This is a genomic window from Thermosipho atlanticus DSM 15807 (assembly GCF_900129985.1).
GTDB lineage: Bacteria > Thermotogota > Thermotogae > Thermotogales > Fervidobacteriaceae > Thermosipho_A > Thermosipho_A atlanticus.
On the sequence record NZ_FQXN01000005.1, the window covers coordinates 139,825 to 152,363 of the forward strand.

General features: G+C 31.9%; 16 protein-coding genes. 5 read left to right on the forward strand and 11 right to left on the reverse strand.

Annotated elements, in window-relative coordinates; translation table 11 throughout:
* Positions 1–480, reverse strand: a complete 480-nt coding sequence (locus tag BUB65_RS07115) for a metallophosphoesterase family protein (RefSeq protein ID WP_073073594.1) — start codon at positions 478–480, stop codon at positions 1–3.
* A gap of 96 nt (positions 481–576) precedes the next feature.
* On the opposite strand from BUB65_RS07115, the gene BUB65_RS07120 reads away from it, so the two are divergent.
* Positions 577–1,386 carry a PHP domain-containing protein gene (locus BUB65_RS07120; RefSeq protein ID WP_073073597.1) on the forward strand — a complete coding sequence of 270 codons (810 nt, stop codon included), beginning with the start codon at positions 577–579 and terminating at the stop codon, positions 1,384–1,386.
* A 33-nt stretch (positions 1,387–1,419) separates the two neighbouring features.
* Here BUB65_RS07120 and BUB65_RS07125 read toward each other — a convergent pair whose 3' ends face one another.
* Both BUB65_RS07125 and iorA read right to left on the reverse strand, forming a co-directional pair.
* Complete coding sequence (locus BUB65_RS07125) at positions 1,420–2,025, reverse strand: indolepyruvate oxidoreductase subunit beta (RefSeq protein WP_073073599.1); 606 nt, start codon at positions 2,023–2,025, stop codon at positions 1,420–1,422.
* The gene (gene iorA, locus BUB65_RS07130) at positions 2,018–3,952 is read right to left on the reverse strand and encodes an indolepyruvate ferredoxin oxidoreductase subunit alpha (RefSeq protein WP_073073602.1); all 1,935 of its coding nucleotides are present in this window, start codon (positions 3,950–3,952) and stop codon (positions 2,018–2,020) included. The genes BUB65_RS07125 and iorA overlap by 8 nt, the downstream gene beginning before the upstream one ends.
* A 273-nt stretch (positions 3,953–4,225) precedes the next feature.
* Between iorA and BUB65_RS07135 the strand changes: the two genes are divergently transcribed.
* From BUB65_RS07135 to BUB65_RS07150, 4 genes are read left to right on the forward strand one after another with little or no spacing between them, the layout of a single operon-like run.
* Positions 4,226–5,506, forward strand: a complete 1,281-nt coding sequence (locus BUB65_RS07135; RefSeq protein ID WP_073073603.1) for an ArsB/NhaD family transporter — start codon at positions 4,226–4,228, stop codon at positions 5,504–5,506.
* A gap of 2 nt (positions 5,507–5,508) precedes the next feature.
* Complete coding sequence (yqeH, locus tag BUB65_RS07140; RefSeq protein WP_073073605.1) at positions 5,509–6,591, forward strand: ribosome biogenesis GTPase YqeH; 1,083 nt, start codon at positions 5,509–5,511, stop codon at positions 6,589–6,591.
* Between the two features lie 4 nt (positions 6,592–6,595).
* Positions 6,596–7,183, forward strand: a complete 588-nt coding sequence (gene pduL / locus BUB65_RS07145; protein WP_073073618.1) for a phosphate propanoyltransferase — start codon at positions 6,596–6,598, stop codon at positions 7,181–7,183.
* 49 nt (positions 7,184–7,232) lie between these two features.
* Positions 7,233–8,054: a purine-nucleoside phosphorylase gene (locus tag BUB65_RS07150; protein ID WP_073073621.1), complete on the forward strand. Its 822-nt coding sequence runs from the start codon at positions 7,233–7,235 to the stop codon at positions 8,052–8,054.
* A gap of 54 nt (positions 8,055–8,108) precedes the next feature.
* Here BUB65_RS07150 and BUB65_RS07155 read toward each other — a convergent pair whose 3' ends face one another.
* The 8 genes from BUB65_RS07155 to BUB65_RS07190 all read right to left on the reverse strand — a co-directional run bounded on the left by BUB65_RS07155 (position 8,109) and on the right by BUB65_RS07190 (position 12,517).
* Complete coding sequence (locus tag BUB65_RS07155; RefSeq protein ID WP_143606716.1) at positions 8,109–8,513, reverse strand: hypothetical protein; 405 nt, start codon at positions 8,511–8,513, stop codon at positions 8,109–8,111.
* Positions 8,514–8,595: 82 nt separating this feature from the next.
* Positions 8,596–9,024 (reverse strand): transcription antitermination factor NusB, encoded by a 429-nt coding sequence (gene nusB / locus BUB65_RS07160; protein ID WP_073073624.1) that lies wholly within the window; start codon positions 9,022–9,024, stop codon positions 8,596–8,598.
* A gap of 1 nt (position 9,025) precedes the next feature.
* Positions 9,026–9,376, reverse strand: coding sequence for an Asp23/Gls24 family envelope stress response protein (locus BUB65_RS07165; protein WP_073073627.1), 351 nt, complete (start codon positions 9,374–9,376; stop codon positions 9,026–9,028).
* 14 nt (positions 9,377–9,390) lie between these two features.
* Positions 9,391–9,948: an elongation factor P gene (gene efp, locus BUB65_RS07170; protein WP_073073630.1), complete on the reverse strand. Its 558-nt coding sequence runs from the start codon at positions 9,946–9,948 to the stop codon at positions 9,391–9,393.
* Positions 9,949–9,986: 38 nt separating this feature from the next.
* Positions 9,987–10,595 (reverse strand): TIGR03936 family radical SAM-associated protein, encoded by a 609-nt coding sequence (locus BUB65_RS07175; RefSeq protein ID WP_073073632.1) that lies wholly within the window; start codon positions 10,593–10,595, stop codon positions 9,987–9,989.
* Positions 10,588–11,337 carry an NHL repeat-containing protein gene (locus BUB65_RS07180; RefSeq protein ID WP_084728068.1) on the reverse strand — a complete coding sequence of 250 codons (750 nt, stop codon included), beginning with the start codon at positions 11,335–11,337 and terminating at the stop codon, positions 10,588–10,590. The genes BUB65_RS07175 and BUB65_RS07180 overlap by 8 nt, the downstream gene beginning before the upstream one ends.
* Positions 11,337–12,044: an LPS export ABC transporter ATP-binding protein gene (gene lptB, locus BUB65_RS07185; RefSeq protein ID WP_073073637.1), complete on the reverse strand. Its 708-nt coding sequence runs from the start codon at positions 12,042–12,044 to the stop codon at positions 11,337–11,339. Before lptB ends, BUB65_RS07180 begins: the two co-directional genes overlap by 1 nt.
* Positions 12,045–12,046: 2 nt before the next feature.
* Positions 12,047–12,517 (reverse strand): OmpH family outer membrane protein, encoded by a 471-nt coding sequence (locus BUB65_RS07190; RefSeq protein ID WP_234946846.1) that lies wholly within the window; start codon positions 12,515–12,517, stop codon positions 12,047–12,049.
* Positions 12,518–12,539: the final 22 nt, after the last annotated feature.

The following is a 12,539-nucleotide window of genomic DNA, read 5'->3' on the forward strand; positions in this document are numbered from 1 at the left end:
TTATTCCTCCTTAAGCTTTTTGATAGTAAAATAAATGTCTTTATCAGTTATTTCTAATATACCATATGTTTTCATTGCAGTTCCAGGGTTTAAAAAGCGTTTACCACCGTATAATAAATCAGTAGGGCTATGACTGTGTCCAAAAAGAATTATATTAGTATCATTTGGAAACCAGTTGATTATTCTTTTATGAATATTAAAATGTGAACCGGAGCCATGTACCATACCTATATTAAATTTCCCTATTTTAACAATTTTTTGTAATGGTAGATAATCTTTCACATCATATTCATCCATATTTCCTGAAACTGCGAAAAAGTTTTTATTTAAACTTTGTAAATATATCACAGTGTCGATATTAACAAAATCGCCGAGTGCGAAAATCCCATCACATTTTTTAGCTAATTCAATTAAATTTGGGTGAATTTCTTTGCATCGTGTGGGTATGTGTAGATCTGAAATTACAAGATATTTTTTCATCTAAATCACCTCTAAGTAATTTTAACACATAATTAGATAGTAGAAAATTAAAATAACTGGTGTTATAATTTAATAATAAAAATAAGGGGTGATATTTTGAAGATAGATTTACATGTGCATTCTACTGCTTCGGACGGGACTTTCAGTCCAGATGAAATTTTGACATTAGCAAAAGAAAGAAATGTCGAAATTTTATCAATAACTGATCATGATACTATAGATGGTATTAAGAAACTGATTTCAACAGAAGTGTACTTTGTTCCGGGGGTTGAGATAAGTGCTGAATTTCCAACAACTTTACACATATTAGGTTACAATTTTGATGTAAATAATGAAAAATTAAATAAGACACTTAATGTATTGAAGGAATATAGACTTCAAAGAAATAAAATCATTTTAGAAAAGATGCAAACGCTGGGATTTAATATTTCAATGGAGGAACTTATAAAAGAAGCAAATGGTGAATTGATAGGAAGACCACATTTTGCCAGTTTAATGGTTAAAAAAGGGTATGTTGGAGATTTAAGGGAAGCGTTTGAAAAATATTTAAAAAAAGGTGCGATATTATACGAGGATAAAAAAAGGCTTAAAATGGATGAAGCAATTAGCTTAATCAATGATGCAGGTGGGATAGCTGTACTTGCCCATCCATACCAAACAGGGTTGGAAAAAGAAGAATTAGAAAGACTTGTAAAAAAACTTAAATCATACGGACTTTCTGGAATGGAAGTTTATTATTCTAAACACACTCCCCGTATGATAGAAGAGTACGAAGCCATTTGTAAAAAGTATAATTTAATAAAGACAGCAGGTTCAGATTTTCACGGAAAAAATACTCCTGATATATCTTTAGGAATAGAAATTCAGAAGGAACTAGTAACAGATTTTTTGAGGATATGTTCATAACCCCCCTCTGCCTCTCAAAGGGGGGGAGTTAAATTATAAAAGTCCTTTTGCTTTTGATATTCCAAATTCAAATGCTTTAATGTTTATATCAATTGCTTTTTGTGGAACGCTGACTTTAATTACATCTTTTATTGTTTCGGGTGATAACGGAAAACCAGGAGTTTGAGTAAGGGCTCCAATTAAAACAACGTTAGTAGTAATTATATTTCCAGCCTTTTTTGCAAGTGTTTCGGCGTCAAAGCTAATATATTTTGCATTGAACTTTTTTTCTACAATATTTTTAATCTCTTCATGTGAAGGGTAATTGGCAAGTCCCATTGAAACTTGAACAGGTAAAATTTTGCGGGAGTTTGTGAAAACAAGTCCGCCAGTTTTTAGGTAATTTATGTATCTTAAGGCTTCTACTGGTTCAAATGATAAAATTACATCAGCTTTTCCTTCAGGAACCATTGCCCCATATACATTCTCTCCAAATCTTACGTATGAAATTACACTTCCGAACCTTTGACTCATACCGTGTACTTCTCCAACTCTAGCTTTATAATTTTCTCTTAAAGCAGCCCAACCGAGTAAGTTTGCTGCAGTTAAAATTCCTTGTCCTCCGACACCAGTTATAACTATGTTGTATTCTTTAACCATTATTTCCCTCCTTTACCACTTCGAAAGCGCCATATGGACAAATTTGCACACAACTTCCACAACCCCAACACATTGTAGGATCAATTTTTGCTTTTTTGTTCTCAGCGTCCCAGGATATGGCAGGACACCCAAAAGTATTAATACATATTTTGCAACCAGTACATTTATTGATATTTACTTTGAAAACAGGGAGTTTTATTCCCTTTTTTCTAGCTTGTCCTATTCTATGAAGTGCACAAACTTGTCTTGAGACTATTACCCTTACACCTTTCACTTCCAGTGCTTTTTGTACAACTTCGATAGTTTTTTTGATGTTGTATGGATTAACAACTTCTACGAAATCCGCCCCCATAGCTTTAACAACATCTTCTATTGGTATTCTTTTTCCTGGACCGTGTGGAGTATCTCCTGTTCCTGGATTTGGTTGATCTCCAGTCATTGCTGTAATTTCATTATCTAACACTACAATGATAATATCAGATTTGTTATATATTGCATTTGCAATTGCTGGAAGTCCAGTATGATAAAATGTTGAATCACCAATAGTTGCAACAATTAATTGCGAATCATTTGATATTTTCTCGTTAATTGCTCCATTTAATGCGATACTTAAACCATGAGCTATACCAATTGACCCTCCCATTGCAACGGTAGTATCTACGGCATTTAAAGGGGGTAAGACACCCAATGTATAACAACCTATATCACTTGGTAATATTGCCTTGTTTTTTGTTACTTTCTTTATTGCAAAGAACGAATTTCTATGTGGACACGCTGGACATAGTGAAGGAGGTCTTGGAGGAAGTAGGGATTGAATGTCCTTATATTTTTTTTCTAAACTTTTAAAATCAATTGGTGTATTTATCTCTAAAAATTTTGCGATTGCTTCAACTGCTCTTTTTGTGTCCATTTCATATATTCTTGGAACAATATTTTTACCATGTATGGGAACATTAACTTGTTTATCGTAGGCCCATATTTTTATTTGTTCTTCAACAACAGGTTCTAACTCTTCTACAATTAAAATTTTTTCAAGTCCATCCAAAAACTTCTCTACTAATTTGAATGGTACAGGAAAAGGAGTTCCCAGTTTTAAAATTCTGATATTTTTGATATTCAACCACAAGAGAGCTTCTTTTACGTACGCATATGAAAGTCCAGAAGTGATAATTCCTATGTTTCCATTTCCTTCAATCCAGTTAAACGGGGAATTTGCAAATTCATTTCTAATATTTTCTAAATTCTCTAGAATTTTTGGATGAAATGCTCTCGAATGCGCTGGTATATCAACGAATCTTTGAGAGTTTTTTTGGAAGTTACCAAGCCGTCTGATTTTGTTAACAATGGCACTTGGTAATTCACCGAGTTTAACATCTCCTCTCATATGTGAAGTTCTTGTAGTTGTTCTTAAAATTACTATGTGTTTAAACTTCTCGCTGATTTCAAATGCATATTTAGTCATATCTTTTGCTTCTTGAGTGCTTGCAGGTTCTAAAACAGGGACATTAGCAAATTTTGCAAAAACTCTTGTATCTTGTTCATTTTGAGAAGACCACATACTTGGATCATCTGCAACCATTACAACGAAGCCACCTTCAACGCCCATACCAATAGCGCTCATAAATGTATCTGCAGCAACATTTAGTCCGACATGCTTCATAGCTGTCATGGATCTAAGGCCACTCCACGAAGCGGATAAAGCTGTTTCAAAAGCAACCTTTTCATTTGTGGAATACTCCATGTAAATTCCGGCATCTTGTGCAATAGTGGCTATAGTGTCGGTAAGTTCAGAACTAGGAGTTCCTGGATATGCGGCAAATACAGCTACCCCAGCCTCTAAAGCACCTCTTGCAATTGCGTGATTTCCTAGAAGTAGAATTTTTTCACCAGGTTTATTAAGCAAGACCAAATCAGTCACTTTAGCCATTTTACCACTCCTACTTTAGTTTTTTTGTTAATACAGTTATATTTTCTAATATTTTTGTAAATAAATCAAATGTATTTTTGATTTATTGAGGCTAATTGTAAAGTATTACATAAAGTTTTTGAGTGCTATCTGAGTTTTCCTGAGTGACAAATGTTACAACATATGAAATGTATGCAAAGAAGTTAACACACAATTTTATAAATATTTTAACAAGCTAATATGTTAATAAGTTGTATAATTAGTGAAGGAGATAGTCCCCAAGGGGGTGTTTAAATGACATTTGAAAAAATCATAGCACTATTAATTGTTGGAATAGCATATTATTATATTATTTTTGGAAAAAAGTATAAAGCTCCCGTTGTTTTTGGGCTTTCGTTAATTGTAGCTGCTTTGAAGTTAGTGGAAGGTCTTGAACCAGAAAATATTAGTAAAGTTGTAGATTTTAATACCCTGGGGTTACTTGCTGGTATGACTGTAATTGTGGAATTTTTGAAAAAAACGGGGTTATTTCAATTTTTGGCTATTAGAATTGTTAAAATAGGTGGAAAGAGATTTTTTTGGACTGTAGTAGGTCTTATGTTATTAGTTGCAATCTCTTCTGCATTTTTAGATAATCTAGTTACAATAATTTTGATTGCTCCAATGATTTTTCTTATTGCTGATACTTTGGGTCTTGATCCTGTTCCTTTCTTAATCTTAACTATTATCATAGATAATATTGGTGGAATGTCAACTTTGATTGGAAGTCCCTTGAATCTAGTTTTAGGTTCTGTAAGTGGACTTGGTTTTAACGATTTTATAAAAAACATGGGCTTAATTACAATAATTAGTTTTATAGCTGTTATACTAATGTTCAGAAAATATACAAAAATTGATGAAGGAATCTTAAGTAAATTGAAAAAACTTGCGGATATTGATGAAAGAAAGGCAATAGTTGATCCAAAGTCTTTAAAATTTACAATCTCTGTTTTCTTTTTGGTGATAGTACTATTTGCGCTTCATAATGTTGTTAATATTGATCTTTCATTTATAGCACTTCTTGGAGCTATTTTAGTTATGCTGTTTCATAAGAAAGAGTTCAATGATATATCAAGCGAAATTGATTGGGATACTTTATTTTTCTATGCAGGTCTTTACATTCTTTCATATGCATTGGAAGAGATAGGAATAACTAACTTGTTGGCTGGATTGTTTATGCCTTTGTCAGGCAATTATTTCCTAGCAACCATTGTAATTTTTGGTTTTGTTTCCTTAGCAATACCATGGCTTAGTGCTGTTCCTGGAACTTTGATAATTGCACCTGTTTTGAAAATATTGGTTAATAGTGGATTTTCAACGCAATTTTGGTGGGTATATGGAGTTAGTGCAAATCTTGCTACCAATTTAACTCCTTTGGGGGCTGTCCAGAATATAGTTGGGGTTAATCTTTTATCAAAACAAATTGGTAGAAATTTCGGTTTTGGAGAATATATGAAGTGGGCATTTAAACCATTTTTGGTCACCTCATTAATAGGTTTAGGTTATGTATTAATTAAAGTGTATTTCGGAGGTTAAACATGAAATGTCGAGGATGTGGAATAGAATTACAAACTGTTGATTCGAGTAAACCAGGTTATGTGCCAAAGCATGTCTTTGAATTAGAAGAAGAACCATTATGTCAGAGATGTTATAAAATCTTACATTATGGGAAACTTACAATACCAATAAAAGAAGAAATATTTATTCATCAAATTGATGAGTTATTGAAAGATTTTAACAAGGTATTTTATGTTGTTGATATAACAGATTTTGAAGGAACATACAGGGAAGAAATAATAGAAAAACTTCAAAGTAAAGAAGTGTTTTTTGTAATTACAAAGTTTGATTTAATGCCACGATCTCTAAGTTCCAAGGAAGCACAAGAATGGTTAAAAAACAAACTTGGAGTTGATTCAAAACATATCTTTTTAACGAGTAGTAAGAATAATTTTGGGGTTAGGAAACTTGAAAAATTTTTAACTTCTCTAAAAGAAGATATACTTGTTATAGGAGTAACAAATGTTGGAAAATCTTCTTTAATCTCAAAATTCACACAAACTTCTCCAACTATATCCCCATTTCCGGGAACGACTTTAGGTTTGTTAAAAAGAAAAATTAGTAATTCAAAATATTATTTGGTAGATACTCCGGGTATATTAACAAATGATAGAGTAGTTGATCTTTTAAGTCCAGAATGTCAAGCAAAAATTCTAAATACTAAACGTTTGACTAGAAAGACTTTTAAAATTGATGTAAATAGAGCTATATTAGTAAGTGCTTTTTGTAAAATAGAGGTAGAATATGAGGGGGACAAATTGCCAATTTTTCAAATATTTGCTCCTGAAAATGTCAAATTTCATGAAACAAGGATAGAAAAAGCGGAAGATTTAATGATTCAAAGAGCAGGTGATTTGTTAATTCCACCGTGTAAAAAAAGTGAGATTAAAAACATAAAATGGAAAAAAGAAATTTTTGAATTAGATGAAGAAAAAGAATTGGTAATATGTGGTTTATCATTTATAAATGTTAAAAGAGGACCTTTCAAGATGAAATTAAAAGTACCAAAGAATATTAAAATTGTAGTGAGAGATAGATTACTAAAACCGCAAAGAGGAGGTTAAAAAAATGAAAATTAAAGAACCTGGTATTATTGCAGGAGTTAGTAACAGACATGTCCATCTTTCAAGAGAAGATGTGGAAATTCTTTTTGGAAAAGATTATCAATTAACACCCATCAAAGATTTGGGGCAACCAGGTCAATTTGCCTGTCAAGAAACAGTAATTATTGCAGGTCCCAAAGGAGCGATTGAAAAAGTCAGGGTACTAGGTCCAGAAAGAAAAGAAACACAAATTGAAATTTCCTTAACAGATGCATTTAAACTTGGAGTAATGCCCCCTGTAAGAGATTCTGGAGATCTTGAAGGAACTCCAGGAATAGTTATTATAGGACCTAAAGGAAGTGTAATCAAAGAAAAAGGAGTAATAATTGCTAAGAGGCATATTCATATGCACCCAAAAGATGCTGAATTGTATAATGTAAAAGATAAAGATATAGTCAGAGTTGTAGTAGATAAACCAGGAAGAAGAGTAATTTTTGATGATGTTCTTATAAGAGTAAGTGAAAAATATGCTTTAGAATTTCATGTTGATACTGATGAAGCAAATGCTGCGTTATTAAAAACGGGAGATAAAGTATATATCTTAGAAGAATAAAATATGGTAGAATAGACATGGTACGAAATGCCGAAAAAGGAGGGGAACTATGAAAGACTATATTGAAAGAATAAATCATGCAGTTGAATTCTTGAAAACAAAGATTAATGAACTTCCTAAAATTGCTATTATACTTGGTTCAGGGCTCCATGGGATTGCTGAAAGCATAGAACAACCCATGAGAATTTCCTATAGTGAGATTCCTGGGTTTCCTGTTTCAACTGCTCCAGGTCACAAAGGAGAACTTATTTTTGGAAAATTAAATGGAAAAGATGTTATGTTAATGAATGGAAGATTTCACTATTATGAGGGTTATGATATGAAAACTGTGACTTTTCCAATTAGGGTAATGCAACTTTTAGGTGTGGAAATTCTTATAGTTACAAACGCGGCTGGGGGAATGAATCCAGAATTTGAAATAGGAAGGCCAATGTTTATAACAGACCATATTAATATGATGGGAGATAACCCTTTAATTGGTCCAAATGTAGATGAGTGGGGTCCAAGATTTCCTGATATGTCAAATGCATATGATAAAGAATTGAGGAATAAAGCTATTAATGTAGCAAAGAAGTTAAACATTCCGTTCTATGAAGGAGTTTATGTAGCTGTAGCTGGACCAAATTTTGAAACACCTGCAGAACTAAAAATGCTTAGATGGATGGGTGCCGATGCAGTGGGGATGTCAACTGTTCCGGAAGTAATAGTTGCTAATCATGGAGGATTAAAGGTTCTTGGAATTTCTGCAATAACCGATAAAGCAGTTCATGAAGATCTCAAACCACTTACAGCAGAAGAGGTTTTAGAAGTAGCTAATAAAACAGGAGGTATGATTGTAAGAATTATTTCAGAACTTGTGAAGGAGTTATAAAAATTAAATAAAGTGAAGAAAGTTAGGTGCCTGACAAACAGTCGGGCATCTTTTTTATTTTACAGAAATTCCTAGTATAAACTCTTTATTGGGGATATATTTAGGAAGGATAAACTCACCACGTGGTGTGCTTAAGATTATAAACTTGGGAGAATTTCTAAATTCAAGTTCCATTTTATAAGGTCCTAAATAATTGATTCCTTTTTTGCCGTAGATTCCCGAAACTTGCCTTTTTATAAGAATGCCTTCATTTGTCTTTAATATTTGGTATAACACTTTCTTTTTCTTTCCATCAACAATTTCATCGAAAGAAATTCTACGTGACGAAATATAATGAATTTTTGAAATACCTCTATTGTAATAATCATGTCTTATATAATTAATTACATGAAAAAATTCAAGAGATTTCGAGTAGTCTTTTTTAAGAGTTATGTACCATTCAAGTGTTGCATCGATCATGAAGAAAGAGACAACACTAATTTCCAATGCTAAAATAAAAACAATTAAAAATTCTATATATGAAATTTCCCCTACCTCCCCGTTACAAATCGAATTTTTCTTTTGGAGCTTCCCCCTTAGCAATTTTATCTAACACACCATTAACAAATCTCCCGCTGTTTTCTGTCCCATAAGTTTTTCCCAATTCTATCATTTCATCTATAGTGACTTCAATAGGTACATCTGATATATATATAAGTTCATAAGTTCCTAATCTGAGAAGGTTTCGATCAACAGCAGAAAGTCTATCAATTTCCCAATTTTCTAAATACTTTTGAATTATATCATCGATTATTTTTATTTTATCTTTCATTCCTTGAATATATTCAAAAGCTTGTCTTTGAACTTTTTTATCCCGAAGGTGAGTTAATTCTTCTTTCGCTATTTTTTCTAAATTTTCATCACTTTGGAAATCCCATTGGAATAACGTTCTGAAAATATATTCTCTCATTCTATGACGCCTTGTTGCCAAATTATTCTTCCTCCTCTTCCATTTCTTGCTGAGAAGCTTCAATTTTTTCAACCACATCTGTTATTGTTACATTAACAGCAGTGACGGGTATTTCAGTCATTCTTTGAATATTTTCTGTTATATTTTTCATTATTCTTTTTCCGAATTCTACTATACTTTGTCCGTATGGTGCAGCAGTTCTTACATAAACAATTACGCTATCATCTGGAGTCCTTTCAATTTCTATACTTTTCTTTAGTTTTTTAGTTTCTTTTTCATTTGGACTTATCTCTAAAATTTCGAGAAAACTTCTAAAGGCAATTTCTTTTAAAACTTCGTCACTGATATTTATATTTCCTTGTTCAAATTCCATATAAAACACCTCCTTTAGGCCCTTTCAATATATTTTCCGGTACGAGTATCAACTCTTACTTTTTGGCCAACTTCAACAAAGAAAGGTACGGTAATTTTTAACCCGGTTTCAAGAACAGCAGGTTTTCCTCCACCAGACACTGTGTCACCTTTAAAACCTGGTTCAGTTTCAACCACCTCGAGAACAACACTTGTTGGAAGTTGAATTCCTATAGGCTTTCCATCGTGCATAATTAAATCTACTTCGGTGTTTTCAACTAAATAGTTTTTCTCTTCTTCTATTTCATGTAAAGGAATACCATATTGTTCGAAAGTTTCATTGTCCATAAAATAATACATTTCACCATCATTGTAGATATAGGAAGCTTTTTTAAACGTAATATCTGCTTCTTCGACTTTTTCGCCACTATTGAAATTAATTTCTCTAATTAATCCTGTTGAAATGCTTTTTAGTTTTGTTCTAATTAATCCCGACCCGCGTGCTCTAAAATGTTTGTTCACATCAACTACTCTGTAAATTTCTCCTTCAACTTTTATGTACATTCCTTTTGATAGTGAACCTACATCAACCATTAAGGCACCTCCCAAATAGTTTCTTTTGATTTATCACACTATACTTCATCAGATTTGTTTAACAACTTCGAAAGGGGGATGTTGTCTATAAATGCTTCTTTTCTAATTGCTAAGTATACATTATCAGATAGTTGATAAGGGTTAAATAAATTAACTTTACCAATTATATAGTTTAACACAATATAGTCCTTTTTTTCAAATATTTCGACGTTTTCTAAGTTTTCTAAACTTATTAATCGTATTCCGCGTTTTGTTTTCTTTTCAATAATTTGCCTACGGTCAAACTTGAAAGGTTTTTTTATAATTAACGAAAATTGAAATTTATTAATTTCTGAAAAATTAATTGTGTTAGCAAAAACATTTTCTATTTTCAAATGTTTTGGTTGAACCGATTTTATTTTTTCAAAAATATAATCAGTTTCGTATGTTTCATTAAAAAATGCATTCAAATAAAATGCCAAATCAATTACCCCAGTTGGTACAGGATCAATATATGAAAATTTAGGCTTAGGATGGTAGCCTTCAGTATAACACAGATTCAATTTACTACGTCTAAATGTTCTTTCGATCATGGTTATTGTATCAAGTGCAGAAACGTACCTGTAAAGACCTATTTTTTTTAAAAGTATGGTGTAGGATTTACTCACCAAACATCACCTTTAAAATATATACTTTGTTGGATTTTAAATCTGGAACATAAAGAGTTTTTCTTTCAGAGTCGTAATAGATATCAGAAGGGCCTGAAAACTTATCAATTTCTCCTACTTTTTTCCAGTTTTTATAAGCGACTACATTTCCAGAACCAAATCCAGAGATAAAGAATATATCATTTTCTTTATCATAACTAATTCCATCACCGAGATTTATATCTGGTAGAGTGATCTTTTCAAGGATTCTTTTACCATCACTTTTGTAAACGATAGCGGGATTTGTGAAAGAAACAATGTATAAATATTTTCCATCAGTTGTAATTCCATTGGGTCTTGAAAGAGTAAAGACTGGCTGTAGCATGTCACTCTTTAATGTGTAAACCATGTCACTGTATGTATCAGTAACATAAAGAGTTCCATTAAATCTGACAATATCGTTAAGATATTTTGCAAGCCCACTAACAGATGTGAATGTCTTATAATCTGAATTAAGGGTATTAAGCATGATTAATCTATCATTTTCTGCTATCCACAAAATGTTATTTTCTAGAAGAATACCTTTGGGGTCGGTAATTTGAAAAAATTTCTTTGTTTGATCACTGATTTGGTAAATGATACTACCATCAGTTTCATATAATTTACCCATTTGTGAAATGTAAAATCCTCCATTGTTATCTATTGCGATACTTTCAGGCCCAAGTAACCCCCAAATAGTAAAAATAATAGTAAGTAATACCATCAAAAATCCCCTCCCAGATACACCTCTTTCACAATTCGTTTTTCGAAAACTTTTTCTGGTTTCCCTTCTGCGATAATTTTCCCTTTGTGAATTACGTATAGTCTATCAACTACATTTATTAAAGCTTCAACACTATGATCTGTAATAATAACTCCTAATCCTCTTTTTTTTAATAACAGTACCATCTTTTGAATTTCTTTTACAGTTTTTGGATCTATACCGACAAACGGTTCATCTAGAAGTAAGAATTTTGGTGAGAGTGTCATCATTCGCGCAAGTTCCAATCGTCTTTTTTCTCCGCCGGATAAATCAGAAGCAAACTGTTCCTTTAGATTGTAAATACCAAATTCTTTAAGAAGTTTTTCAACTTTTTCATTTATATTTTGTTCGTTGTGAAACTCGAGAATTAATTTCAAGTTATCTTGAACAGATAATTCACGAAAAACGGAGGTTTCCTGTTGCAAATAAGTAATTCCCATAAGAGCTCTTTTGTGAATGGGAATATTAGTTACATCAATTTCATCTATATAGATTTTTCCAGAAGTAGGTATTACAACACCTAAAATTATATTAAACAAAGTAGTTTTGCCTGAACCATTTGGTCCAAGCAAACCTACAACTTCTCCATTACTTGCATGAAGTGTAATACCTTTCAAAACAGTTTTTCTTCCAAATTTTTTAACAACATTTTCACACACAATTTTCATAGTTATTTAGTTGATTTCAGATATTCGATAAATTTAGCTGTAACGTCATAATTTGGACTAGCATAGGACATTGATTTGCTATTAAAAACGAAATCATATCCCATGATTTCAGCAAATTCAGCAATCTTTGAGAGTATTTCTTGTTCAATTTTAGCAAATTTTGGTTGATACTCATCACTTAATAACTGATTGTATTGTTGTTGTTTTTGGAGATATTCTTTAGTTTTGGCATCTATCTCTTCTTGAGAAGCTCCACTGTTTTTCAAGTTATTAATTTCGGCGGCAAGTTCATTAAGTTTTTTTGCATAAAATTGATAATCTTCTTGATATTTAGTTTGAAGTTCAATCCATTTGTCGTATGATTGTAAAACCTTAGTTGAATCAATGTAAGCTAGTTTAGGTCCTTGATTACTATCGCTTCCAGCGAATAGTAAAACAAATGATAATAATAATCCTAAAGCAATCGAAAGCATACCCAACTTTTTCATAAATACA